The 25,618-nt window shown below is 40.9% G+C and carries 18 protein-coding genes, 1 tRNA gene and 3 rRNA genes; 15 read left to right on the top strand and 7 right to left on the bottom strand.

Translation table 11 applies throughout. The annotated features are described in order from the left end of the window. The first annotated feature begins 30 nt into the window (after positions 1 to 30). The 5 genes from purC to cofC all read left to right on the top strand — a co-directional run bounded on the left by purC (position 31) and on the right by cofC (position 2,921). Complete coding sequence (gene purC, locus L1994_RS08005; RefSeq protein ID WP_278098922.1) at positions 31 to 756, top strand: phosphoribosylaminoimidazolesuccinocarboxamide synthase; 726 nt, start codon at positions 31 to 33, stop codon at positions 754 to 756. Further along, positions 753 to 995 carry a phosphoribosylformylglycinamidine synthase subunit PurS gene (gene purS / locus L1994_RS08000; RefSeq protein WP_278098921.1) on the top strand — a complete coding sequence of 81 codons (243 nt, stop codon included), beginning with the start codon at positions 753 to 755 and terminating at the stop codon, positions 993 to 995. The genes purC and purS overlap by 4 nt, the downstream gene beginning before the upstream one ends. A 2-nt stretch (positions 996 to 997) precedes the next feature. After that, complete coding sequence (purQ, locus tag L1994_RS07995) at positions 998 to 1,693, top strand: phosphoribosylformylglycinamidine synthase I (RefSeq protein WP_278098920.1); 696 nt, start codon at positions 998 to 1,000, stop codon at positions 1,691 to 1,693. A 141-nt stretch (positions 1,694 to 1,834) separates the two neighbouring features. Then, positions 1,835 to 2,131, top strand: a complete 297-nt coding sequence (locus L1994_RS07990) for a ferredoxin-thioredoxin reductase catalytic domain-containing protein (RefSeq protein WP_278098919.1) — start codon at positions 1,835 to 1,837, stop codon at positions 2,129 to 2,131. A 160-nt stretch (positions 2,132 to 2,291) separates the two neighbouring features. Then, the gene (gene cofC / locus L1994_RS07985; protein WP_278098918.1) at positions 2,292 to 2,921 is read left to right on the top strand and encodes a 2-phospho-L-lactate guanylyltransferase; all 630 of its coding nucleotides are present in this window, start codon (positions 2,292 to 2,294) and stop codon (positions 2,919 to 2,921) included. On the opposite strand, the gene cofE is transcribed toward cofC, so the two are convergent. From cofE to glyA, 4 genes are read right to left on the bottom strand one after another with little or no spacing between them, the layout of a single operon-like run. Continuing rightward, positions 2,868 to 3,656, bottom strand: coding sequence for a coenzyme F420-0:L-glutamate ligase (gene cofE / locus L1994_RS07980; protein WP_278098917.1), 789 nt, complete (start codon positions 3,654 to 3,656; stop codon positions 2,868 to 2,870). The genes cofC and cofE overlap by 54 nt on opposite strands. A 3-nt stretch (positions 3,657 to 3,659) precedes the next feature. After that, entirely contained in the window at positions 3,660 to 4,466 is an 807-nt protein-coding gene (folP, locus tag L1994_RS07975; protein WP_278098916.1) for a dihydropteroate synthase, read from the bottom strand. After that, a complete protein-coding gene (gene folD / locus L1994_RS07970) occupies positions 4,453 to 5,289 on the bottom strand; it encodes a bifunctional methylenetetrahydrofolate dehydrogenase/methenyltetrahydrofolate cyclohydrolase FolD (protein WP_278098915.1) in 837 nt (278 codons plus the stop codon). Before folD ends, folP begins: the two co-directional genes overlap by 14 nt. Continuing rightward, positions 5,286 to 6,557, bottom strand: a complete 1,272-nt coding sequence (gene glyA, locus L1994_RS07965; protein ID WP_278098914.1) for a serine hydroxymethyltransferase — start codon at positions 6,555 to 6,557, stop codon at positions 5,286 to 5,288. Before glyA ends, folD begins: the two co-directional genes overlap by 4 nt. Before the next feature lie 184 nt (positions 6,558 to 6,741). Between glyA and L1994_RS07960 the strand changes: the two genes are divergently transcribed. From L1994_RS07960 to L1994_RS07925, 8 genes are all read left to right on the top strand, one after another. Next, positions 6,742 to 7,332, top strand: a complete 591-nt coding sequence (locus tag L1994_RS07960) for a hypothetical protein (RefSeq protein WP_278098913.1) — start codon at positions 6,742 to 6,744, stop codon at positions 7,330 to 7,332. A 30-nt stretch (positions 7,333 to 7,362) separates the two neighbouring features. Further along, positions 7,363 to 10,803, top strand: coding sequence for a chromosome segregation protein SMC (gene smc, locus L1994_RS07955; protein WP_278098912.1), 3,441 nt, complete (start codon positions 7,363 to 7,365; stop codon positions 10,801 to 10,803). After that, a complete protein-coding gene (locus L1994_RS07950) occupies positions 10,796 to 11,524 on the top strand; it encodes a segregation/condensation protein A (protein ID WP_278098911.1) in 729 nt (242 codons plus the stop codon). The genes smc and L1994_RS07950 overlap by 8 nt, the downstream gene beginning before the upstream one ends. 698 nt (positions 11,525 to 12,222) lie before the next feature. Next, positions 12,223 to 13,690 (top strand): 16S ribosomal RNA (locus L1994_RS07945). Positions 13,691 to 13,770: 80 nt separating this feature from the next. Then, positions 13,771 to 13,843, top strand: a tRNA-Ala gene (locus tag L1994_RS07940). Positions 13,844 to 14,010: 167 nt separating this feature from the next. After that, positions 14,011 to 16,931: ribosomal RNA gene (locus tag L1994_RS07935) — 23S ribosomal RNA — on the top strand. A 111-nt stretch (positions 16,932 to 17,042) separates the two neighbouring features. Continuing rightward, positions 17,043 to 17,164: ribosomal RNA gene (gene rrf, locus L1994_RS07930) — 5S ribosomal RNA — on the top strand. The 16S, 23S and 5S rRNA genes sit together here with 1 tRNA gene alongside, the layout of an rRNA operon. 349 nt (positions 17,165 to 17,513) lie before the next feature. Further along, entirely contained in the window at positions 17,514 to 17,960 is a 447-nt protein-coding gene (locus tag L1994_RS07925) for a universal stress protein (protein ID WP_278098910.1), read from the top strand. A 137-nt stretch (positions 17,961 to 18,097) separates the two neighbouring features. On the opposite strand, the gene L1994_RS07920 is transcribed toward L1994_RS07925, so the two are convergent. From L1994_RS07920 to L1994_RS07910, 3 genes are all read right to left on the bottom strand, one after another. Beyond that, a complete protein-coding gene (locus L1994_RS07920) occupies positions 18,098 to 18,958 on the bottom strand; it encodes a GNAT family N-acetyltransferase (RefSeq protein WP_278098909.1) in 861 nt (286 codons plus the stop codon). 135 nt (positions 18,959 to 19,093) lie between these two features. Then, on the bottom strand, positions 19,094 to 19,762 hold the full coding sequence (locus L1994_RS07915) for a metal-dependent hydrolase (RefSeq protein WP_278098908.1): 669 nt from the start codon (positions 19,760 to 19,762) through the stop codon (positions 19,094 to 19,096). Positions 19,763 to 20,186: 424 nt separating this feature from the next. Next, positions 20,187 to 20,822, bottom strand: coding sequence for a helix-turn-helix domain-containing protein (locus L1994_RS07910; protein ID WP_278098907.1), 636 nt, complete (start codon positions 20,820 to 20,822; stop codon positions 20,187 to 20,189). 400 nt (positions 20,823 to 21,222) lie between these two features. Here L1994_RS07910 and glyS point away from each other — a divergent pair, with 400 nt between their 5' ends. Both glyS and L1994_RS07900 read left to right on the top strand, forming a co-directional pair. Continuing rightward, positions 21,223 to 22,941 (top strand): glycine--tRNA ligase, encoded by a 1,719-nt coding sequence (gene glyS / locus L1994_RS07905; RefSeq protein ID WP_278098906.1) that lies wholly within the window; start codon positions 21,223 to 21,225, stop codon positions 22,939 to 22,941. A 108-nt stretch (positions 22,942 to 23,049) separates the two neighbouring features. Continuing rightward, a complete protein-coding gene (locus L1994_RS07900; RefSeq protein WP_278098905.1) occupies positions 23,050 to 25,518 on the top strand; it encodes a DEAD/DEAH box helicase in 2,469 nt (822 codons plus the stop codon). The last annotated feature ends 100 nt before the right edge of the window (positions 25,519 to 25,618 follow it).

The following is a 25,618-nucleotide window of genomic DNA, read 5'->3' as shown; positions in this document are numbered from 1 at the left end:
TAGTGAACATTTATCGGGGCTGTATTACTTATGGAAAAAGGAGAGCTCATCTACATGGGAAAAGCAAAATCCCTTTATGCGTCAGAGAAGGATGGCGAACTTATATCCTGTTTCAGGGATGATATGACTGCCTTTAACGGCGAGAAAAAAGACACATTCTCAGGTAAAGGTGCATATAATGCAACAGTTTCTGCTTTTTTCTTTGATTATCTTGAGAAAAACGGCGTTAAAACACACTTTGTCAAAATGCTTGATGAAAGTACGATGGTTGTCAAAAAAATGACAATGATCCCACTTGAAATCATAGCGCGCAATGTTGCCGCAGGTTCTATCACAAAAAAACTGCCTTTCACCGAAGGTCAGCTGCTAAATCCACCGGTGATTGTAACGGACTACAAGGATGATTCAAGAGGTGATCCTTCTCTTAATGACGATTTGATTTTGGCACTGGGTCTTTTGACAAAAGATGAACTTTTAGCCTTAAAAGAGACGACTCTCAAAATAAACCGCCTTTTATATGATTTTTTTGATGAACTTGATCTGATTCTTGTTGATTTTAAGATTGAATTTGGAAGATATGGTGATTTGATTCTCCTTGGCGATGAGATAAGTATGGATTCAATGCGACTCTGGGATAAAGATACAAAAGAGTCTTTTGATAAGGATGTATATCGTTATAATAAGGGTAATGTCATGGATGCCTATGGCAAAATTGTGGCTAAAATAGAAGAGTGGAAAAAGGAGCACCTAAAATGAAGTTTGATGTAATAATTACAATATCCCTAAAGAGTGGAATGCTAAACCCTGAGGCCCGTGCAATTCAGCATGCACTTTCAAATCTTGGGTTTGAGACCGAATACTTAAAAACTGCAGATGTTTTTGAGATAGGTCTTGATGCTTCAGATATTGGTTCAGCTCAGAAAAAGGCAGAAGAGATGTGTGAAAGACTGCTTGCAAATCCTGTAATCCACAGTTATTCTGTAGAGGTAAAATAAGTATGAGATTTGCTGTTCTTCAGTTTGGAGGAAGCAACTGCGATCGCGATGCACTCTATGTGTTAGAGGACGTATGTGGTGTAAAAACAGATCTCGTATGGTATAAAGAAGGTCTTGGTAGAAAATATGATGCGATTATTCTTCCCGGAGGATTTTCATACGGAGATTACCTTCGCGCAGGTGCTATTGCAACAAGAACTCCTGTTATGAAAGATGTGATTGCGCACGCTAAAAATGGCGGTCTTGTTCTTGGAATTTGCAATGGTGCACAGATTGGTGCAGAAGCAGGTCTGATTCCCGGAGTGTTTACAATAAATGAATATCCAAAATTTATCTGTGACAACGTATTTTTGAAGGTTGAAAATAACTCCTCTCCTTTCACCTCACTTTACAAAAAAGGCGAGGTAATCCGAATACCAATTGCACATAAAGAAGGCCGTTTTGTTGCATCTCCTGAGAATCTTAAGAAACTTGAGGATAATGAAAGGGTTGCCTTTCGTTTCTGTGATGAATCGGGAAATGTTACCATTAACTCAAATCCAAACGGAGCTTTAAACAATATTACCGGTGTTTTGGGAGAAGATGATAATGTTCTTCTAATGATGCCTCATCCTGAAAGAGCATCGGAGGATATTCTCGGCTCATCAGATGGCAAAAAAATATTTGACTCTATGATAAAATACCTTGAATCAGTATAAATTTATATCCTGAAACAGAATAAGTTAAAAAAAGAGCTTATACCTGGCGCTTTTTTTACTAAAATGATATAAATTAAAACTGGTTAATAAAAGAATAAATAAAAGAATAATTTATTGCAGTGGAAAATTTGGTTGATTAATATGTCAGATGAAGAGAAATTCAATGGCAGTGTTGACGCTCTTTCAGAAGAAATTTTGGAGTGGGCAAAAAGCTATGCCAGAGAAAATGGCTGGAAGATAAATCCTGACGAAAAACAGCTTGGCGCTGTTGTAAAAGGTCTTGCCAGAAATACTTTGAAATTTGGAGAAAGATACTGTCCGTGCAGAATCCGCTCTGGTGACTCTGAAAAAGACAAAGAAATAATCTGTCCCTGTATTTATCACCGGGATGAGATAGAAACTGACGGAAACTGCCATTGTCATCTCTTTTACAAATGATATTTACTAAAACGTTCATGAAACTAAGGTTTCATGCAACAGTTTCTTGTAAATCACAAAGTGATTTTTATGGTAAATCAAAATAATTAAAATGCTGAATTTTTATTTTTTAGATTAATTCCGAATGTTTTTAGAAGATAACAGTTAAAATCTGATAATAATGGTAAACGCAGTCATCCCTTTTAGGCCTGTAAATCCAAAGACGCGGCTTTCATGTATATTAAATCAAAAAGAGCGTGAAGAATTTGCAAAGAGCATGCTTGCCGATGTAATATCTGTAATAAAATCTGTGGGATGCAAAGCAACTCTTCTTTCAACATCACCTGTCAGTATGGACGGGGCAGAAACGGTTGTAAAGGAACTCGGGTTAAATGAAGCTTTAAATGAATACCTGTCCGTTCTTACTGAGCCTGTAATGATTATAATGTCAGATATCCCTCTTTTAACAAAGGAATCTGTTTTGCGTGTAATATCCACAGAAAAAGATATGGCAATAGTTCCCGGAATCGGCGGGGGCACAAATGTAATTTTTGTCAAAGAACCGGGACGTTTTACTGCTGATTTTTATGGCGCGAGTTTTGTTGATCACATGAATATTGCGAAAAGAAACGGTCTTATGGTAGAAGTTGTGGATTCATTTAAGCTTTCTACTGATATTGATGAAAAAGAGGATCTTGTGGAAGTGCTTCTTCACAGTGAAGGAAAAAGCAAAAAATATCTTGAGAGTTTAGAAATTTCAATCTCTGTTGAAAAAGGCAGGGTTGGCGTTCATCGCAGTACCCATGAATAAACACTCTGAAGGCTCAATAGATTCCACACCAAAACTATTTTCAGATAAATGCTTAGACATACCCCTGATTATTGCAACAGGGGTGCATTCATCAGACTCCCCCATTACAAGTTCGGCTGCTGATGCAAGGTTATCGCCGATTGCAAGCCTTGTTACTTCAAGCTGATGCCCAAAAAGATCTTTTTTCCCCCTCTCGTCAGAAACAGCAGTAATTCCAAAGCATCCGATTGCCACACCACTGCAACCAAGCCGCATTGCATGTGTCCTTGAATCAATGATTAAAATGCCTGTTTTTTTGCCTGTAAGCTCATAGATTTTTCTGTAAATATTTTCAGCACTTTTGTCAGGGTCTTTTGGAAGTGTTACAACATATCCTTCCGGTGCGTTTGATTCGTCAACGCCTGCATTTGGAAGAAGTGTTCCTTTTTTCAGGCTTAATAAAAATCCGGGTATTCCTCCGGCAATATTGTCACTTTCATTTATTACAACCTCTGCAAGTCTGGCATCAATTTTATAGGCTTTTTCATATTCCAAAGCCTCCTCTGAAGGACAAACATCAGACAGCTTTATTATTGAGCCTTCTGCTGTTGCAAGTGCACTTTCAGCTATCGCAATGATATCGCCGTCAAAAAGACCTCCTGCCTGTTTGGTCTCTTTTTCAATAATCGCCGCAATATCATCGCCCGGTACCAGAATTTTTGTTTTTATTCCAAAAACCTGAAATGAAATGGCCATTTATTATCTGTTTAATTTTTCAAATACTCTGATTAAATCTTTTGTATCTGAAACATCATGTGCTCTTACAATCGAAGCACCGCTTGTCAAAAGGCTGTAGGTGAGTGCAAGTGTGCCTGAAAGTCTGTCCTGTGGTTCTTTTACCAAAAGTTCGCCGATGAATGTTTTTCTTGAAACTGCGGCAAGAAGCGGCTTTTTTAGTCTTTTAAACTCAGAAAATCTCCTGCAAAGTTCCCAATCATTCTCTGATGTTCTGGAATCAGACCATTTCCCAACAGCAGGGTCAAGAATAAAATCTTTAATTCCTGCATTTTCAGCTCTTTTCATAACTGTTTCAAGTGCAGAGTAAACAGAGTCAAATCCTACGGGATCGCCTGGTTTTTTCAATGTGGCCATCAAAACAGCAGGAAGACCGCTGTCACCGGCAACTTTTGCATAGGCGTCATTTGCAAGACCGTTTATGTCGTTGATGCAGTGAATTTCATATCTTAGGCATTCTTCCAGTACTTCAGGATACATGGTATCAACAGATATCAAAATCCCGCTTCCAAGAAATTCATTTAGTGTTGATTTAAGCCTTTTAATCTCTTCTGTTACAGAGATAGGAGCTGAATTTGGTGCAGTGCTTCTGGCACCGATATCTATTATGTCAGCACCGTTTTCTACAAGTTCACATGCTTTGTTAAAGACTTTTTCAGGCGGAGTGTATGATTTGTTAAAAAAAGATTCGGGACTTAGGTTTATAACCGCCATTAACCTTACAGGCGCGCCGCCCCCTACTTCCAGATTTTTTATTCTACAGTTTTGCATGCATTTTTGCTGACTTCAGTGTATTTTCCATAAGCGTTGCAATTGTCATAGGCCCGACTCCGCCGGGAACAGGGGTGATTGCAGAGACCTTGTCTTTTACCGATTCAAAGTCAACATCACCGCAGAGTCTTTTGTTCTCGTCCTGGTTTATTCCTACATCAATTACAACTGCACCGGATTTAACCATCTCAGCAGTCACAAATTTTGCTTTTCCAATAGCACTTATTAAAATATCAGCCGCTTTCATCTCATCTTCAAGGTTTTTTGTCCTTGAGTGACAGACTGTTACAGTCGCATCTGCATTTATTAAAAGTGCGGCCATTGGCCTTCCAACATCAACTGATCTTCCAACAACAACTGCCTTTTTGCCGGATGTTTCAATTTTGTATTCTTTAAGCAGTGTCATAATTCCACCCGGTGTGCAGGGCACGAATTCAGGCATTCCTGAAAAAAGCCTGCCTGTATTGTAAGGGTGAAATCCGTCAACATCCTTTTCCGGTGAGACAGCTTCAATCACAGCTTCTGTATCAACATGTTTTGGGAGTGGAAGCTGGACAAGTATGCCGTGAATCAGATTGTCGGAATTTAATTTTTCAACCTCTGCCAAAATTTCCTTTGTTGTTGAGTTTTCAGGAAGAACAACACCTGTTGATTTTATTCCAACCTGTTCACATGCTTTGTGCTTCATTCGCACATACATCTGTGATGCAGGATCTTCGCCTACAATTACAGTTGCAAGGCAGGGATTAAGACCTGAGGTTTTAATCTCCTCTTTTAATGCCGCAAGCCTCTTTTCTGAAATTTCTTTTCCGTTTATTATCATGCTACTTCAGGATACAGCGGGAATTTTGATGCAAATTCGGTTATTTCCTTTTTGACTGCATCGATTTCTGTCTTTGAGCTTCTGTTTTTGCAGACATCTTTTAAGACTCTTGAAATCCAGACTGCAACCTGCTCCATCTCTTTTTCCTTCATTCCGCGTGATGTTACTGCCGGTGTTCCGATACGAAGACCGGAGGTGACGAACGGGCTTAACTTTTCGCGTGGGATTGTGTTTTTATTGACTGTAATTCCTGCTTCTCCAAGGAATGTCTCTGCCTCAAGACCTGTTAAATGATCCCCGTTCTCTGAGAGGTTTGTAAGGTCGAGAAGTATTAAATGGTTATCTGTACCGCCGGATACAAGGTCAAAGCCTTCACCAATCAAAACATTGGCCATTGCCTGTGAATTTTTGATTATCTGTTTTGCATATTCCTTAAAGTCAGGAGTGAGTGCTTCTCTAAAGCAGACTGCCTTTCCTGCGATAACATGCATTAAAGGTCCGCCCTGCATTCCGGGAAATACTGATCTGTCAATATCCTTTGCATATTCATCAGAGCACATAATTGCACCGCCGCGTGGCCCGCGAAGTGTTTTATGTGTTGTGGTGGTTGTGAAGTCTACAACACCTACTGATGTCGGATGTTCACCTGCGGCGACAAGTCCTGCAATGTGTGCGATATCGGCAGTACAGTACGCGCCCACCTCTTCTGCAATTTCTTTGAATGCCTTAAAGTCAATTGTTCTTGGATATGCACTTGCACCACAGACAATCATCTTAGGTTTTTCGCGCCTTGCCTGATCCGCAATCTGTGCATAGTCAAGCATTTCTGTCTCTTTGTCAACACCATAGTGTGAGACAGAATACCATTTTCCTGTAATATTGACTGGTGATCCATGTGATAAGTGACCGCCCTGCGAGAGATCCTGGCTCATCATCTTATCGTTGTGTTTCATGAAAGCAAAGTAAACAGCCTGATTTGCCTGGCTTCCTGATACTGCCTGAACATTTGCATGCTCCGCGCCGAAGAGTTTGCAAAGGCGGTCGCGTGCCAGATTCTCGACCATGTCGTGAAATTCACAACCCCCGTAATATCTCTTACCAGGATATCCTTCGGCATATTTGTTGGTCATTATTGACCCGACTGCCTCAAGGACAGATTTGCTTACTACATTCTCAGACGCTATGAGCTCTAATCCGTTAATCTGACGGAGGCGCTCTTTTTCTATAATATCATAGACTTCCGGGTCATAATCGGCCAGATAAGACATATGGAAAAGTGTTGGTTTGTAAGCTGATTAAGCATTTTGGAATATCGGGCTTACAGATTTATGAAATATTTTAAAATCAACTGATTTTTTATTCAAAAAAAGGCAATATCTATAAAAAGCGCATTCTACATAAGAATATTATTAAACATAAACGATAACTTTTCATATATCCGGGGTGCCTTAAATGGATATTAAAGAAAGCGATGCAAAAATCAGAGACATGGAACATATAATTGAGGAGAAGGAGCGGGAGATTCAGATGTTAAGAGACAGCATTCATGAATATAACAACATTAACCCTGTAAATGAAGAGAGGGTTATACAAATTGAAAGGGACTTAAAGGAAATTGACGGTCTTATCAGGGGTCTGACTGCAGAGATGCTTGATTTAAAAGCCTGTGTACAGAAGCTTTCAAAATCAATGGACGAAAAGCCTGTTAGAAAAACCGATGATATAAAGTCTAAGAATTATCCGACAGTTGAGTCCCCAAAGGTAGTTGCAGAGAGAAAAACAGCTGAAAAAAGTCTTCTTTCAAACTCTTCAAAGGTTGAGGAGGAAGAAGAACCGGAAGAAGCTTTGATAATTCAGCCGGATGGAACAATGAAGCGTGAGACCAAGTTTGGCGATGAAATGATTGTTGCTGACAACAGGGGAGGGCGCGTAGGTACAAACTTGAAGCGCCGTCCGGGTGAGCGTGATCCAATTGACAGAAAACCCCTTATCTATGCGGATGATGACGATGATACCGTAGAGATAAAAAGAAAGAGAAGATAAAATTTTTAAGCTTTCAGGGGTATCCGGGCATTGTATATAACCGAACTTGAAATAGATAACTTCAAGTCTTTTGGCAAAAAGACCAAAATTCCATTTTTTGAAGGTTTTACTGTTGTGTCCGGACCTAATGGTTCGGGCAAGAGCAATATAATTGACAGTATTCTGTTCTGCCTTGCGCTTTCCAGTGCAAGGGGGCTTAGGGCTGAGAAGTTAACTGACCTGATTAATCTGAATACAAATAAAAACACAGCAGAAGTCTCCATCACTTTTTCAGACGAAACTAAAATCCGGCGCAGGATTAAGAGAACACCTCACGGCTATTACAGCTACAATTACATAAATGATCGTGCATGCAAACAGGGTGATGTAATTGAATATCTGGCAAAATACGGGATAAAAGCTGAAGGTTATAATGTTGTGATGCAGGGGGATATCACTCAGATTACTGAGATGAGTGACACAGAAAGAAGAAAGATAATTGATGAAATTGCCGGTGTTTCAGAGTTTGACAAGAAAAAAGAACAGTCTTTAAATGAGCTTGAAGTGGTGCGTGAAAGAATTGAAAGGGAGGAGCTTTTGCTTGCCGAACTTCAAAAGCGAATATGTGAGCTTGAAACCGAAAAAGAACAGGCAGTATTATATATGGAGCTGTCTGAGAAGCTTGAATTCTTAAAGAGCTGTCTTTCCGCTGCAAAATTAAGAGAATGTGAACTTGAACTTGAAGGTCTCTCTAATCTTGAAGATGATCAGAACAAAAAAATTGAAGGGCTAAATTCCCGCCGTATTGAGGTGGAGTCAAAAATTTCCTCCCTTCGTGAAAAGATAAAAGAGCTTGAGGCCGAGATCAACGAAAAGAGCGGAAAAGAGTATATTGAGCTTCTATCTGAGATAGAAAGTGCCAAAGGGAAAATAAGTCTTTCCAAACAAACAATTGAAAAGCTGATTCAGTCAAAAGAGACAAAGAAAGAGTCATTACAAAGGATATTTATCGATTCCAAACGTGCGGAAACCAGAATATCTGAGATTACCGATAAAATCCGGGATCTTTCAATTGACAGATCAAACCTTAATATGGAACTTTCTTCAGGCCGTGCTGAACTGGAAAACGTAAAAAAAGTCCTGGATGAAAAGACAAGCGCTCTTGAAGGTGCAAAGGAAAAATTGTTTTCATTCATAAGCTCTCTTGAGGAGAAGAAGAACAAGAGATCTGAGATTTTACGTGATCAGGATATTTTAATTGAAAAAAGCCGGATGAGGACTGAGGAAAAAGAGCGGATTGAATCACGGATAGCGCTGATAGAGTCAGAAATTTCAGAAAAGTCCGGTCATGTAAATGAGCATACAAAACTTGTTGAATCCCTAAACGCTGAGAAGAAAGTTTTAGAATCCGAGCTTTCAAAGACTGAAGGAAAAATTTTTGAAAATCGTTCTGCTCTTGAAAAGATAAAATCTGAAATTAAATTAAAAGAACGCGAACTCATGCGTATCGAAGCCCAGCAAAATGTGGCCGGAGGTCCTGGCGGGCGTGAGATGGAGGCAATTTTGGGTATGGATGGCGTGTATGGAACAGTTGGTCAGCTTGGGAAAGCGCCGTCTGAGTATTCAACTGCTCTTAATATTGCCGCTGGAGGGCGAATCAGAAACATTGTATGTGAAAGTGACAGGGTTGCGGCTGAAGGCATTCGTTATTTAAAAGAAAACAGGCTTGGTCGTGCGACATTTCTTCCACTGAACAAACTTCATGCAAACACTCTGCCTTCTCTTAACAATAAAAAAGTAATAGATTATGCAGTAAACCTTCTCGATTTCGATCCTTTGTATGATGTGGTATTCCGCTATATCTTTGGTTCAACCGTGGTTGTCTCTGATCTTGAAACTGCAAGAACAATGATTGGCCAGTACAGAATGGTTACACTTTCAGGTGATCTTGTTGAAAAAGCAGGTGCAATGACCGGAGGTTCTGTCCAGAAAAAGATGGCCGGCTTTGGTGTTTCTGCTGATGATGAGATTGAAGAGATAAGAATGGCAATTTCTGGTCTTTCTCAGGAGGAATCGTTGATCTCTGATGCAATCTCAAGATACTCGGCAGAATCGGATGAGAAAAAATCGAGAAGAAAAGAGATTGAAGACAGCATTTCCCGTTACGAATATATTCTGGATGAAAATACCCGCCGTTTAAGTGAGCTTGAAAGTGAAAAAGAAGGAATAACCATTCGCCGCTCTGAAATGGCAGAAGAGGTTAAATCAGGTGGCGAGAAGCTATCTGCCCTTGAAGAGTCTTTAAGATTAATTGGAGATGAGATCTCCTCTATTACACAAGAGTCTGAAAAGCTGAAAAAAAAGCTCTCTGATACCGGAATTCCTGAACTTTCAGAGCAGTTTGAGGATCTTCGAAAAAAGACGGAGGATGATGAAAGAAGGCTGAAACTCAAGGATTATGATATCGAAGACAGTCAGCGTGAAAGAGAGCATTATAAAAAGCGTCTCTCTGAGATGACTGCAGAGAGAGATAAGGCAGAGGGCGAAATTAAGAGTACAGATGATGAAATAGCCGGTCTTAAAGAAATTATCTCTGATAACGAAGTGGCAGTAAAAGAGCTTGAGCAAAAAAGAATCAGCTTTTCAGATGAGTTAAATGAGCTTCAGAAAAAGCGTGATCTTTTAAATGAGGATATTTTTGCCGAAGAAAAACGCATTATAGAAATTGATGGTGAAAGTGAAAGAATCAGGCTTTCAATGAAATCGCTGGACGAGAGAAAAAGTGTCCTCTTAAACCGGATGGAAATTTTAAAAGAAGAGGCCGGGGATATAACATCTGATATGCCTCTTTCAGATATTGAAGCAGGAATTGAAAAGGCAGAGAAGGGCATAAAAAAGATTGGCGCTGTTAACATGCTTGCAATTGAGGAGTATGAAAAGACAAGCAACAGGGTTTCTGAGAGGACTGCAAAAAAAGATGTTTTGTCAAAGGAGAGGGCGACATTAATTGAGCGTATTGAAAGTTACGAGAAGATGAAGTTTGAAACTTTCATGGATGCTTTTAAGGCAATTGATGCAAATTTCAGGAAAACTTTTGCAAAACTTACTGAAGGTACAGGTGAGCTTGTTCTGGAAAATGAAGACGATCCTTTCAAAGGGGGAATGACTTTTGCAGTAAAACCGCGTGACAAAAAAGTACATCTTCTGTCTTCTCTTTCCGGTGGTGAGAAGTCACTTACGACTCTGGCGTTTATTTTTTCTATTCAGCAATATATGCCTGCGCCGTTCTATGCTCTGGATGAGGTTGATATGATGCTTGATGGTTCAAATGTCGAAAGGGTTTCATCAATGATAAGTGAACTTTCAGCAAATGCCCAGACTATTTGTGTATCTTTAAGAAGGCCTACAATTGAGCGCTCTGACAGGATAATCGGAGTTACGATAAGGCCTGATAAGTCAACATATGTTACTGGTGTAAAGAGCAATGGATGAAGAGCCTGTTGAGATTCTTGTAAGGCTTGCTGAGTCTGGAGAGATTGACCCCTGGAATATTGATATTGTCGAGGTGACAGATCGGTTTTTGCAGGAGCTTGATCGCATGCAAAAGCTTGATTTAAGAGTTTCAGGCAGGACACTTTTTTTTGCCTCAACTCTTCTTAGGATGAAATCTGAATATCTTGAAGAACCAGAGCCTCAGCCTGAAGATGAAGCAGAGCTTTTTTTAGATGATTACTCGATTGAAGATGACGTTTTTTCATTTGGAGAATTTACAGAGCCTGTAGAAAGGCTTGAGCGTGAGATTCAGAGGCGTCTTAAAAGAAAGGATCAAAGAAAACGCCCGGTTACTCTTTATGAGCTTATTAAAGATTTAAAAACTGCTGAAAAACTGTTTAGGCGCCGGCAGAGGAGAAAAGGAGATACCCAGCCTGAATTTTTCTTTGAGGCGGAGGATATTGTCGGAGTTGCCCATGAGGAGGATTTTTCTGATGCGGCATCTTCTGTTTATTCGTCATTTGAGAATTTGTCAAAAAAAAGAAAAAAAGTTACTTTGTCTGATATCTGCACAGATATGAAAAAAGATCTTCGTTCTGTTTATCTTCCTTTATTGTTTCTCATGCTTGAGGGAAAGCTGATTTTGGAACAGGAGGAATTTTTTGGCGAAATTACAGTTTCCGAATGGTCTTCAGTTATGCCTGACGGCAGTGAGGCATAGGCTATTTCTGACATATTATGATCTGCTATAATTTAAATTTGGTATTGACTTCTTCTGAATAATAATTCTGATTCACTTGATTTTAGCTTGAAAGGTCAGTAAATTCAATTTTTTTCTGATGTTTTTGGTGCGCACATATTGGTGTACAAAAACAGTTTGAAATGTGATCCTGATATGTATTGTTTTGCGCGTACCTATAAAAAGAACCAGAAAAAGACCGAATCAACGTTTTTGACACCACCCTAAAGTGACCAAAACGCACAAAATCTGCTATAACTTAACAAGGTTTATATGTGACAAAATACCACTTTGTAAGGCCGAAGTATTCTGGTGAAAAAGGCTCTAAAAGTGCCTGAAAGTAAAAAACGCCGAATATACGGAAAATAAATTAAGTATGTGGACTGTTCAGATGACTCAGTCATCTGTTACGAGTTTCCTGAATTTATGCGAGACAAACAACAGGCTTTATAATCTAATAACGCCAATATGTTATCTCACAATTCTTGATGGGGAGCCGAAACCGCCCGGATGGGGGCGTCGGTTCTGACGTTGGCATTGACAATGCGGAAATCTATTTAGTAACCGCTAATTCCTTTGTGATTTTAAAAAACTGAAATAATGTGAGCTTATAGCTTACAGGTTTATACAAGTCGATAGAACAAGTGTGCCGAAGTGAAAAGTATCTTCAATAATAATTAATTCTGGTTGATCCTGCCAGAGGTCACTGCTATCGGGGTTCGATTAAGCCATGCGAGTCGAGAGGGTTCAGACCCTCGGCGGACTGCTCAGTAACACGTGGATAACCTGCCCTAAGGTGGAGCATAACCCCGGGAAACTGGGGATAATACTCCATAGGTTAGAGATACTGGAATGTTCTTTAATCGAAAGTTCCGGCGCCTTAGGATGGATCTGCGGCCGATTAGGTAGTTGTTGGGGTAACGGCCCAACAAGCCTGTAATCGGTACGGGTTGTGGGAGCAAGAGCCCGGAGATGGAATCTGAGACACGATTCCAGGCCCTACGGGGCGCAGCAGGCGCGAAAACTTTACAATGCAGGAAACTGTGATAAGGGAACCCCGAGTGCCCGTATACGCGGGCTGTCCGGGTGTATAAAAAGCATCTGAAGAAAGGGCCGGGCAAGACCGGTGCCAGCCGCCGCGGTAATACCGGCGGCTCGAGTGGTGACCACTTTTATTGGGCTTAAAGCGTTCGTAGCTGGACTCTTAAGTCTCTTGGGAAATCCCGCGGCTCAACCGTGGGGCGTTTAAGAGATACTGGGAGTCTAGGAACCGGGAGAGGTAAGAGGTACTTCGGGGGTAGAAGTGAAATTCTGTAATCCTCGAGGGACCACCGATGGCGAAGGCATCTTACCAGAACGGCTTCGACAGTGAGGAACGAAAGCTGGGGGAGCGAACGGGATTAGATACCCCGGTAGTCCCAGCCGTAAACGATGCGCGTTAGGTGTACTGGTGACCACGAGTCACTGGGGTGCCGAAGGGAAACCGTGAAACGTGCCGCCTGGGAAGTACGGTCGCAAGGCTGAAACTTAAAGGAATTGGCGGGGGAGCACCACAACGGGTGGAGCCTGCGGTTTAATTGGACTCAACGCCGGAAATCTCACCGGATAAGACAGCGGAATGATAGCCTGGCTGAAGACCTTGCTTGACCAGCTGAGAGGAGGTGCATGGCCGTCGTCAGTTCGTACTGTGAAGCATCCTGTTTAGTCAGGCAACGAGCGAGACCCACGCCAACAGTTGCCAGCATGTTCTCCGGAATGATGGGGACACTGTTGGGACCGCCTCTGCTAAAGAGGAGGAAGGAATGGGCAACGGTAGGTCAGCATGCCCCGAATTATCCGGGCTACACGCGGGCTACAATGGTCAGGACAATGAGAAACGGCACTGAAAAGTGTAGTTAATCTCCTAAACCTGTCCCAAGTTCGGATTGTGGGCTGCAACTCGCCCACATGAAGCTGGAATCCGTAGTAATCGCGCTTCAAAACAGCGCGGTGAATAAGTCCCTGCTCCTTGCACACACCGCCCGTCAAACCATCTTAGTGAGGTTTGGATGAGGCTGTAGTTATTGCTACAGTCGAATCTAGGTTTCGCAAGGAGGGTTAAGTCGTAACAAGGTAGCCGTAGGGGAATCTGCGGCTGGATCACCTCCTAACGACAGATCACACATTAGCTGGTTACTAAATAGACCGTAAAATTGTCGATGCCAACAGAAATAGAGAATAAAGTTCAGGGGCTCATAGCTCAGCTGGAAGAGCGCGGCGTTTGCAACGCCGAGGCCGGGGGTTCAAATCCCCCTGGGTCCACTTAAGCTGAATTTTAACCGATTCAGCTTTACGATGCACCCGGAAATGTGAATTACCGGGGAAGGTCTGAGAGTCAGCACGCGACGCAACTGACTCGTTGATGACATGCACAGGTATACAACACACTAGACGTTAAATGGATTTTAGCGGTTAAACCGATACAAAAAATTGCTGAATTACATTAAGCCTGTCAGTGAATGGCTCGGTTCGAGTGCCGATGAAGGGCGTGCCAAGCTGCGATAAGCTCCGGGAAGACGCAAGGGTTCTATGATCCGGAGATCCCCGAATGGGACATCCTATGCCTTAATGGCATGATTGGTAACAATCGGTAACCTCCCGAATTGAAACATCTTAGTAGGGAGAGGAAGAGAAATCAAACGAGATGTCGTTAGTAAAGGCGATCGAAAACGACAGAGTTCAAACTGAATCCCGCTTACGCGGGAGATGTGGTGTTATAGGCTCACTGTTCGTCTAAAGATTCGAAGTGGAATTTTTTCTGAAACGTCAAACCATAGAGGGTGACAGTCCCGTACATATAACAATCTTTAGATAAGTGAAGTCCTGAGTAGCGCGGGTTGGAATTCTCGCGTGAAATCGGGGGTCATCAACCTCCAAAACTAAATACTCCTCGAAACCGATAGCGCAATAGTAGCGTGAGCGAAAGCTGAAAAGTAACCCTGGAAAGGTGGTTAAAAGTGCCTGAAACTGGCAGGTGATTGTGTGTTATGGCGTTAAAGGATCTTTGCACCGAAAGAACAAGTCGCGAGGCTTTAGTATGGGGTGCATTGCCAGCGTCATAACTTACGTTTTGAAGAACGGGCCAGAGAGTTTATTCTGTTGGCGAGGTTAACCTTACGGGAAGCCGAAGCGAAAGCGACAAGTCCGTAGTTTATACATGGGACGGCGTATTAAAAGTGCGCGAAGTCAGCAGGATAAGACCCGAAGCCCGGTGATCTATGCGTGGGCAGGCTGAAGGGTGACGAAAGTTGCGTGGAGGGCCGAAGCGGTATTGATATGCAAATCATTCGTGTGACCTGCGTATAGGGGTGAAAGGCCAATCGAACCGGGCATCCGCTGGTTCCTCTCGAAACATGCCGTAGCATGACCTGAGCAGAGATAGACGGTGAGGTAGAGCACTGATTGTGGGAGTTGGGGGAGAAATTCCTTACCCTGCTGTCAAACTCCGAATTCCCCGTCGTCGTAGAAGCTTGGAAGTCCGCATTACGGGGTAAGCTTGTAATGCGTAAGGGAGACAACCCAGACCGTGGTTAATGTCCCTCAGTGTAGGTTAAGTGTAAACACTAAATGAGGTCCTAGGTCAAAGACAACTGGAAGGTGAGCTCAGAAGCAGCTATCCTTTAAAAAGTGCGTAACAGCTTACCAGTCGAGATTTAGGGCGCAGAAAATGGACGGGGCTCAAACCTACCACAGATACCACGGACCACAGCAATGTGATGGCGTAGAGAGGCGTTCTGCATGGGCAGAAGCAGGGGTGTAAGCTCCTGTGGACCGTGTAGAAATGAGAATTCTGGCATTAGTAGAAGCAAAGTTGGGTGAGAATCCCAACCGCCGAAGGGGCTAGGTTTCCTCGACAATGTTCGTCAGTCGAGGGTTAGTCGGTCCTAAGTTGTACCGTAATTCGAGTACAGCGAAAGGGAAACAGGTTAATATTCCTGTACCATCTGTCAATCATCCTGACGTTTCAGGATATGTTTAGCAGGGCTGTCGCCCTGTTCAAGCGTATAATCCTTTGGAGAACCGTAATGGTGAGAATTAGGAGAAAGCGTGATGAAGTAATTAAGCAAACTCCCGGAACCCGTGAAAAGGGGACAAGATGACCGTACCGAGATCTGACACAGGTGCCCCTAGCTGAGAAGGCTAAGGCGTGTCGGTTTAATTGTGTTTAGGGAATTCGGCAAAATAGCCCCGTAACTTTGGAATAAGGGGTGCCTGCCCAGCGATTGGGCAGGTCGCAGTGACCAGGGGACTCCGACTGTCTAATAACAACATAGCAGACTGCAACTCGGAAACGACTAGTATAGTCTGTGATTCCTGCCCAGTGCAGGTATCTGAAAACCGGGTACAACCGGACGAAGGACCTGTAAACGGCGGGGGTAACTATGACCCTCTTAAGGTAGCGTAGTACCTTGTCGCTTAATTGGCGACTTGCATGAATGGATTAACGAGAGTCCTACTGTCCCAAACACAAGTCCGTTGAAGATTTTATCCTAGTGCAGAGGCTAGGGCCTCCATATGGGAAGTGAAGACCCCGTGGAGCTTTACTGCAGCCTGTCGTTGTGTTACGATATTCCTTGCGCAGAGTAGATGGGAGACGTTGATCCGTTCCTCGTGGGGAACGGTTAGTCGCAATCTGAGACACCATCCTTGGTTTATTGTAACACTAACTCTCTTCTGAGAGGACATCGGTAGGTAGGCAGTTTGGGTGGGGCGCCACACCCTCGAAAAAATATCAAGGGTGCCCCAAGGTCAACTCATGTGAGTCAGAAACTCACAGGAGAGTGTCAAGAGCAAAAGTTGGCCTGACGCTGATACGCATAGCAAGTATCTGCGAGAGGAAACTCGGGTCTAACGAACCAATACGCGCTTTTGATGAGTGCTATTGACGACAGAAAAGCTACCCCGGGGATAACAGAGTCGTCGCCGGCAAGAGCACATATCGACCCGGCGGCTTGCTACCTCGATGTCGGTTCTTTCCATCCTGGCTGTGCAGCAGCAGCCAAGGGTGAGGTTGTTCGCCTATTAAAGGGGATCGTGAGCTGGGTTTAGACCGTCGTGAGACAGGTCGGTTACTATCTATATGGAGTGTTGGGAGTCTGAAGGCAAGACGGAAATAGTACGAGAGGAACTTTCCGTCGTCGCCACTGGTAGACCGGTTGTCCGACAGGGCAATGCCGGGTGGCTACGCGATAAGGGGTAAAAGCTGAAAGCATCTAAGCTTGAAATCCAGCCTAAAAAGAGACTCCGCTAAAGGACACGGGTAAAAGACCCGCTTGATAGGCCTGGGATGTACGCACGAAGGCAACGACGTGTTCAGTCCACAGGTACTAACGTCCGATAATTCAGTAATATACGGTTAAAACCGCTAAAATTCAGACGAAATCTAGATTGTGTTGTATACTTATCCGTCACCGGAAAAAAATATAAGAATCGTAAGGTTCAGTCCTTACTTCCGGTTTTCAATTGCGGCCACAGCAACGGGGCAACACCCGGACTCATTCCGAACCCGGCAGTTAAGCCCGTTTACGTCAGATGCGGTACTGAGATACGCGAGTTCTCGGAAAACATCTAACGCTGCAATTGTTCTTGAAAGAGAAAGTCTTTTTTGTTAGTTTTTTTATGTTTAAAGTTCTATTTTGCTTTAGTTTCATCTTTTATGTTCTACTGGGAAGTATGAAGTTTTTCATGAAATAATTTAAGAATTTTTCAGAAAATTCATTGTGAAATTGTTTGGGAATTTAAGTATATAAGCTATATTTTAGTTCTATTATGTATTTTTCATATAATTAAGTTTTAATTCATAATATAAAAACAAAGTATTGGTTTATTATGTAATATGATAGAATTTCAATTTTTTAATTATGATATTTTGATTAAACAATTTTGGTCTCGAATAAAAAAGAATAAATATACAAAAATAGCAGAATGGACTATGTTTTCTACTATTCTTGTGGCATGTGATGGTTCCCCGCAATCAGAAAAAGCACTTTGTGCCGCTATTGACGGTTGTATGAGCAAACACACCAGTTTACACGTGGTGCACATAATGAATATCAAATCTTTCAGTGCTATTGAATCTGAAACTTCATATGACGGTGTTGAATCTCCGCATGAAATTACCAGAAAAATTCTTGAAAAAGGAAAAGATGAAGCTGTTTGTATGATTGAAGATATGTGCGGGTGTAAAAATATTGAATATACATTTCATGTTAAAAGAGGAGATCCAAGGCATGCCATAATGGATCTCGCAGAAGAAATTGGTGCAGACCTGATTGTTCTTGGCTCAACAGGAAAAGGACTGGCAACAAGAGTTATCATGGGAAGCGTCTCAAGCTATATTTCAAACCACAGCCATATATCAACACTTGTAGTCAGATAGATTAAAAAGTAGGTAAGAATTTTATTTTTTTAAATTAATTTATTCTTTTAATTTCATAGGTTATATTTCATAAAATGAATTATTGTTTGGTTTGTTTGGAATAGTTGAAAAACAGGATAAAATTAAAAAAATCTTTTTCATCCCATTTCAAACGAAGTAACACCATATATATTTTGAACAGGTAGTTTGGGAATTTCTTTTGTGTACATTCTCGCAGTTCCAAAAACCTCGTTCATGTTGTATTTTTTCGCGATTGCCAGTGCATTCCCGTTAGGCTCAGGTGTATCAAAATATATAGGACCATTGTTTACATAGCCACATAAGGCGAGGAAAAGATCTTCTGCGATTTCAGGATTGTCTGCAAATAATGGGCCTATTTTGTGTCCCGCAACACATCTTCTTATCATCCCGTAACCTGTGATGTTATTGCCATTTTGACTTACAAGACAGGTGCTGTCTTTTTGCTCAATCCATTTCTCAAGAAAACTCCGTCTTTTGGTGAAAAAATGTCTTGTGTCATAATCAAGAATTTTTTCAAAAGAAACATTCTCAGCTTTGATGAAATTGTGATGCAAAACCCCTTTTACATCACCTTCCCATCGGATATTTCTGTAAGCCGGCAAAAATCCATAATTTTTTGAATATGTATTTTGCATCTCAAACACACCGTCAATTCCACAAATTCTGTCATTTGCATGCAAAAGAGCTTTTGAGATTAAAAGTTCTCCTATACCGTGATTTCTGAATTTGGGCATTACAACCAAAAATCCGCCGAATGAAAATTTATCATCGTAATTTGAAAACATAACCATTCCAATAGGAGAGCCTTCATATTCGGCAATAAACCATCCTTCTGGATCAACTGTATAATGACAATCAATATCATAAAGACCGGGATTCCAGCCTTCATCTGTTGCACCGTGAAATGCAAGTTCAGTTTCATCCGGATGCATTGTCCTGATAATTACCGACTCTTTAAAAGAAGAATCAAGATTCATTATTATTATAACTACACGATTAAGAGAAATTATTTTGCATCTTCGTAAGGTTTGAAAAAAAGGCAAAAAAAAATGAAGTGAGTATGTCATATCATATTTTGTAAAATTAAGAACATCATTTTCATTTTAAATAATTTATTTCAGGTAATCATCAGTATTTAAACTGTCTCCAGGCTTTAATACAGCAACTTTCATATCTGTTACTTTCTCAATAGCAGATCCAAAAGCTTCTCCGTTCTGTTCAATTGCAGGAAAAGTATTGTAGTGCATTGGAATAACTAAAGGAGCACCAACAAACTCCGCCGCCATCATTGCCTCAGACGGTCCCATTGTGTATCTGCTTCCTATTGGGAGCATTGCAACATCGGGATGATACATATCATGAATAAGCCTCATATCTGAAAACAGGCCTGTATCACCTGCATGATACACGCATACATCATCCATATTTATTATGAAGCCTGATGCAGGGCCTCCATAGAGTTTTTTATCCCCGTCAGAAAATTCTGAGGAGTGAGAGGCATAAACCATTGTGAATTTGACAGAGTCAATTTCTATTGAACCGCCAATGTTCATAGGTTCAGTTTTAAGACCTTTTTCACGCAGTAATTTTGCAAGTTCATTTGGACAGACTGTTGTTTTTTTAAGAGAAATAGTATCTCCAAGATGATCATCGTGCGCATGAGTCAGTGCAACAATATCAGAAACGCAGTTAAAGTCTCCATACGGCATGAAAGGATCAATCAAAATTTTCTTTGAGCCCTCCAGAAAAAAACAGGAATGGCCAAGCCACTTAATTATCATTGTGACTTTAATCAGAGTAGAAAACTAATAAAATTTGTTATACTAATATCTGCTATACTGCCAGTAATACCTGCCACCCTTTTTCATAACGAAACAGCTATCCTTTAAGCCCTGTTTTTTTGTGCAATATCAGTAGAATCGTAATCTGCCAGTCTATCCTGTCAATGCCTGATTATTATTTTTTAAGCTCTTAATATCTAAGGTAAAAATCCAAAAAATTAGTCAAAAAATAATCTAATCAATAAAAAGCCTATGAAATTTTGATTTATACACCATTTCATCTAATAACCTAAAAAAATAAAATTGATTTCATTGTTTTTTGGTTGAGTAATTATTTATTTGATTATAACTGAAATCTGAATTATTTTCTAAAATCCAGGAGATCTAAAAATATTTAATATAAAATATTTATTTAATCAGTGTATCAGGTAATATCAGCCAGTTCTGCTTCTGTTGCGTCAATAGCTTCAGATAATCCATCGTTTGCAAGTGTTCCTGTCATGGATTCAGTTAAATCGCGGTCTTCCATAACATCTTTTATGCGTTCAAGGAATGGATCGAGTGTGATGTCCTGTTCCTGTTCGATGACGTGCCTGTACTCGCGAAGGGTAGAAGGACTTATTCCAAGTTCTTCACTGACTTCTTTCATTGTTTTGCCGGATTCAAGCAATTTTTCCATTGAGGCTCGCTCAAACGGCATCTTAAAATCAAGATCCCTAAACAGCTTAAGTCTCACACGTGCCCTTGCAACTGTTTTTGAAAGCTTCTCATCACCGAGTTCGCGTGCGATCTCGGTATCATTTCTGCCTTCATAGTAGCCGCATACAAGACATGCAAGATCACGAGGTTTTAATTTGGTCTTGAAATGGCCCTGATCAAGGATTTCACGCATAATCAAAGCTACTTCGCGCTCTATTGCATCCTTGTCGCGCAAAGTGCCATGAATTTTTTTCATCGGCTCGACAATCTCTGTTTTTCCGGAAATATTGCTAAATAAGCTTAAAAGCTCTTTTTTACGATCCGAAGTGTTTAATTTCTTTTTCTTTCTTACTGCAGCCATGCTGATCAATCCAGATTTCCCTTTATAGTGTTCTCATTAATATATAATTGTTTTTAAACTGGCCTGCGATTACAGAGTTATAATGTGTGATTATATCTTTTATAATCTACGGTCGAATTATAAAGATAGAATTTCCACAGGCCAAATTTTTTGTTAAGGTTTTGGTTTTACATGAAAGTTATTTCGTAACTTACATGAAACCGTGCATGAAATATAATTTCATGGACGTTTTTACAAGAAATATTTAATTCGTGAATGCTTCTAAGCAATTAATCAGGACTATCTCTGTTGAAAACAGATAAGCAAGTTTGATGCCTGAAATCAAACATATGTTATCAATCAAATTTTGATATTCATATCTAATCAATGAAGAATTTAAAGATTTGTAAGTGATATAAAAATGGCTGATATTTATGATAAAGTAATAGAACTTGCCAGAAGACGCGGCTTTGTATGGCCTTCTTCTGAGTGCTATGGATCAGTTGCCGGGTTTATCGATTATGGACCTTTGGGCGCGATGATGAAAAGAAAAATTGAGAATGTCTGGCGTGACTTTTATGTTGCCCGTGAAGGATATTTTGAAATTGAATGTCCGACTGTTGGCATTGAGTCAATATATCTTGCATCAGGTCATGTGAAAGGCTTTGCAGACAAGATGATTCAGTGTCCTCACTGCAAAGAGTACCACAGAGCTGACCATGTCTGTGCCGCACATGATATTGAATACGCCGAGACCAAATCACTCGTGGAATTAACTGAAATTCTAAAAACACTTCCCTGCCCTGTCTGTGGAGAGAGTTTTGAAGGTTCAGAAGTTTATTATTTCAATTTGATGTTTAACACGACAATCGGTCCCGGAAGTCAGAGGGTCGGATACCTAAGACCTGAGACTGCACAGGGAATTTTCACGGATTTTTCAAGGCTTCTTCGATTTTACAGGGATAAACTTCCATTCGGTGCTGTTCAAATAGGAAAATCATACAGGAATGAAATTTCACCAAGGCAGGGAATGATTCGTCTTCGTGAATTTACACAGGCAGAAGCTGAAATTTTTGTTCACCCTGAGAAGAAGGATCATCCGAATTTCACCCGTTATGCACAAAGGGTAGTTCCGCTCTGGGGTATAAAACAGCAACAGACTGACAGCAACCCAATCGAAATCACAATGAAAGATGCTGTCACATCCGGAATTGTTGCAAATGAGTATGTAGCATATTATGTCGCATTAACGCATGACTTCTTAGTCACATGCGGTGCTGATCCAGAAAAGATAAGATTCAGACAGCATCTCCCTGACGAGCGTGCACACTACGCAACCGACTGTTGGGATGCTGAAATTCTCTCTGAGAGATTCGGCTGGGTAGAGACAGTTGGAATTGCAGACAGGACTGACTATGACTTAAAGGCTCATGCCGGTGAAAGCGGGGATTCATTTACAGTATTTATTCCATATGATGAGCCAAAGATCGGTTTTGAGAAGAAGATTGTCCCTGATATGGGTGCACTCGGGCCAAGATTCAGAGGGAAAGCAAAGGCTGTTGCAGACGCTCTTTCAGACTCGGAACCGACAGACAAAGGGGCTGAAATTATCCTCGATGGTGAAAAAATTCTGATCACTCCTGATCTTTATGAAATCCGTGAGCAGGAGACACAGATACGCGGGGAAGATGTAAGGCCGCATGTGATTGAACCATCATATGGTATTGACAGAATTTTGTATACCATTCTTGAGCACACATATGAGGAAGAAGAAGTAGAAGGGGAAATAAGAAAGATTCTTCATATGAAGCCCCGCATTGCACCAGTACAGGTTGCAGTCCTTCCGCTTATGTCACGTGATGGTCTGGATACAATTGCGCTTGAACTGATGGATAAAATACAGGAGGAAGGACTAATTGCCCAGTACGATGATTCAGGTGCTATTGGGAGACGTTATAGGAGACAGGATGAGATTGGAACACCTTTTGCCGTTACAATTGACTATGACACAAAAGAGGACAATACAGTGACTCTTCGTGACCGTGACTCAATGAACCAGATTAGGTGTAGTATAAAAGAAGTCCCTGAAATTTTAAGAGATTTAATACGCGGCAGAAAAACATTTGAAAATTTACAATAAGGATTTAAAAGAAGAGTTCTTTTGATGAGAGTCATTAAAGGCTCTAAGGCCTTATTTTTTAATACTCATTAAAAACATCAAAATTACAAAAGATGAACATCACAAAATATGAAATACATTAGCCATCCGCTGATAAAACCTCAAAGCCTTGAGGATAGAGAATATCAGCTTTCAATAGCACTTCATGCGGCAGAAGACAATACATTAGTTGTTCTGCCTACAGGTCTTGGGAAGACTGCAGTTGCACTTCTCTCTTCTGCAATGAGGCTAAAAAAATGCGGCGGCAAGGTACTTGTGCTTGCGCCAACAAAACCGCTTGTAGACCAGCACAAAAAACTTTTCATGGATAAACTGATTCTTCCACATTCTGATTCCGGAAAAATTCAGGAAGATGCATATGAACTGAATAATTCTGAATCTGAATCTGAATCTGAATCTTTCGATAAAGAAGATTCTGAAAAATCCGGTTCAAAAAAGCCTGATGATGGAATCTTTTCTGGTTTTGCAATGTTTACAGGCGAGACAGATGCTAAAAAACGCCTTATGATGTGGAATTCTGCAACAGTTATTCTTGCGACACCACAGGTGATAAAAAACGATATTATTGCAGGAAGATATAATTTGAAGGATGTATCTCTTTTAATAGTTGATGAATGCCACAGGGCAGTAGGAAACTATGCATACGTCTTCATCACTGAGGAATATCAGAAAACTGCAAAAAATCCCCTGATTCTTGGTATGACTGCATCTCCTGGAAGTAAAGAAGAAAAGTTAATGGAAGTCTGCCAGAATTTATATGTTAAAATTGTAGAGACCCGGACTGAAACAGATACTGATGTCAGACCCTATATCCATGAAAGGGATATAAAATATGTAAATATCGAACTTCCCCCTGAACTTGAATTTGCAGTAATTACACTAAAAAGACTTCTTGAAGACAGGCTGTCTCTTTTATCATCGGCCGGATATATTGTTCCGCATCCTGAAAAACTAACAATGGCGGCTTTAAATGGGATTAATGGCCAAATTCAGAGAAATATCCTGAACAAAAACACCGATGCATATATGGCGGCGTCAATACATGCAGAAATAATGAAAATCCGCCATGCTATTGCCCTTGCAGAATCACAGGGAAGCGACATCTTAAAGCTGTACTTAAACAAGCTGGCCGCCGAAGGTACAGCTCCTTCCGGAACAAAGGCAAGCCGCCGCCTGGTACGTGATCCCCTTTTTGTAAGCCTCATTAACGAGTCTGATAAATGGGAAGAAGAGCTCCTTCCCAAATTTGAGACTGCAAGAAAAATTGTAAGCACTCAGCTTGAAGAATTTCCTGATAGCAGGGTGATAATTTTTGCAAATTTTCGTGATACTGTAAGTCTCCTGTGCGATTATATGGTAAAATCAGGAATTGACGCACGAAAATTCATTGGGCAGGCATCAAAGGACTCCTCGAAAGGACTTTCCCAGAAAAAACAGATAGAAACACTTGCAAATTTCAGGGAAGGTGAATTCAAAGTTCTCGTAGCAACATCAGTCGGAGAGGAGGGTCTTGATGTTCCTTCAACAGATCTTGTGATATTTTATGAGTCTGTTCCATCCGAGATAAGAAGCATTCAGAGAAAAGGACGTACGGGAAGACATGGCACAGGAAGCATCATTGTACTTGTAACAAAAGGAACGTCTGATGAGACCTTTACACACGTAAGCCGTGTTCGTGAAAAATCAATGAAAAAAGGCATATCACTTCTGTCAAAGACTGCAAAGGAACAAAATGAGGCACAAAAAGTGATACAACCTTCTCTTTTACAGACTGCCGGCAAAGAAGAAATACCTCCCGGCACAACTGCAGGCAGTTTTTCCGGAAGAGAATTTTCAGGCAGGACAACTATTCCCGGGGAAGTTCAGGCAAACATCACAGCCTTTGAACAAAGCGGTCCCCTGATAATCGCGGATGACAGGGAAAGTTCATCAAAGGTTGTTGAATGTCTGCATAAATCTGGCGCTCTTATATCACTCCAGCGTCTTGAATACGGCGATTATGCAATTGGCGACAGGATAATTGTTGAGAGAAAGACAAGCCGTGATTTCATGGACACTTTGGTTGAACGCGATCTTTTAGGTCAGATCAAGAGGATGTCAGATGCGGTTTTAAAGCCCGTTTTGATAATCGAAGGTGAGGATTTGTATTCGCAGAGAAACATCAATCCTAACGCTGTCAGAGGTGCGTTGACTGCTATTGCGCTGAACCTTGGAACAAGCATATTTTATACAAAAACACCTGAAGAGACCGCAGAGATGCTCTTTGTTATCGCAAACAGAGAAGAGGGAAAAGAAGGCGGTTTAAAATCACCCCATTACCATAAATCCTACAAGAGTATGCGTGAAGAACTTGAATACATAATCTCATCTTTTCCAAAAACAGGTCTTAAAAGTGCAAGAATTCTTCTTGAAAATTTTGGAACAATTGAAAATATAATAAAGGCTTCTGAAGAAGAGTTAATGGCAGTAGACGGAATTGGTGAAAAAACTGCAAAGAAGATATATGAAACATCAAGGCATGTTTATCAGAATTTTTAAATAAATAATCACTTTTTAAATACACATTTTTAGGAATGTTCATTAAAAAATTGCCTGATGCTCTATTTGCTAAAATGCGTCTTAGCAATGAGAGTATTAT

This window comes from Methanomicrobium antiquum (assembly GCF_029633915.1).
Lineage (GTDB): Archaea > Halobacteriota > Methanomicrobia > Methanomicrobiales > Methanomicrobiaceae > Methanomicrobium > Methanomicrobium antiquum.
Note: the sequence above shows the minus strand (reverse complement) of the source record. Positions and strands in the feature narration are given on the sequence as shown.

Excerpts from the sequence above, each read along its gene's own strand:
- purC (WP_278098922.1), top strand. The coding sequence starts at position 31 with ATGGAAAAAGGAGAGCTCATCTACATGGGAAAAGCAAAATCCCTTTAT.
- purS (WP_278098921.1), top strand. The coding sequence starts at position 753 with ATGAAGTTTGATGTAATAATTACAATATCCCTAAAGAGTGGAATGCTA.
- purQ (WP_278098920.1), top strand. The coding sequence starts at position 998 with ATGAGATTTGCTGTTCTTCAGTTTGGAGGAAGCAACTGCGATCGCGAT.
- L1994_RS07990 (WP_278098919.1), top strand. The coding sequence starts at position 1,835 with ATGTCAGATGAAGAGAAATTCAATGGCAGTGTTGACGCTCTTTCAGAA.
- cofC (WP_278098918.1), top strand. The coding sequence starts at position 2,292 with ATGGTAAACGCAGTCATCCCTTTTAGGCCTGTAAATCCAAAGACGCGG.
- cofE (WP_278098917.1), bottom strand. The coding sequence starts at position 3,656 with ATGGCCATTTCATTTCAGGTTTTTGGAATAAAAACAAAAATTCTGGTA.
- folP (WP_278098916.1), bottom strand. The coding sequence starts at position 4,466 with ATGCAAAACTGTAGAATAAAAAATCTGGAAGTAGGGGGCGGCGCGCCT.
- folD (WP_278098915.1), bottom strand. The coding sequence starts at position 5,289 with ATGATAATAAACGGAAAAGAAATTTCAGAAAAGAGGCTTGCGGCATTA.
- glyA (WP_278098914.1), bottom strand. The coding sequence starts at position 6,557 with ATGTCTTATCTGGCCGATTATGACCCGGAAGTCTATGATATTATAGAA.
- L1994_RS07960 (WP_278098913.1), top strand. The coding sequence starts at position 6,742 with ATGGATATTAAAGAAAGCGATGCAAAAATCAGAGACATGGAACATATA.
- L1994_RS07950 (WP_278098911.1), top strand. The coding sequence starts at position 10,796 with ATGGATGAAGAGCCTGTTGAGATTCTTGTAAGGCTTGCTGAGTCTGGA.
- L1994_RS07925 (WP_278098910.1), top strand. The coding sequence starts at position 17,514 with ATGTTTTCTACTATTCTTGTGGCATGTGATGGTTCCCCGCAATCAGAA.
- L1994_RS07920 (WP_278098909.1), bottom strand. The coding sequence starts at position 18,958 with ATGAATCTTGATTCTTCTTTTAAAGAGTCGGTAATTATCAGGACAATG.
- L1994_RS07915 (WP_278098908.1), bottom strand. The coding sequence starts at position 19,762 with ATGATAATTAAGTGGCTTGGCCATTCCTGTTTTTTTCTGGAGGGCTCA.
- L1994_RS07910 (WP_278098907.1), bottom strand. The coding sequence starts at position 20,822 with ATGGCTGCAGTAAGAAAGAAAAAGAAATTAAACACTTCGGATCGTAAA.
- glyS (WP_278098906.1), top strand. The coding sequence starts at position 21,223 with ATGGCTGATATTTATGATAAAGTAATAGAACTTGCCAGAAGACGCGGC.
- L1994_RS07900 (WP_278098905.1), top strand. The coding sequence starts at position 23,050 with ATGAAATACATTAGCCATCCGCTGATAAAACCTCAAAGCCTTGAGGAT.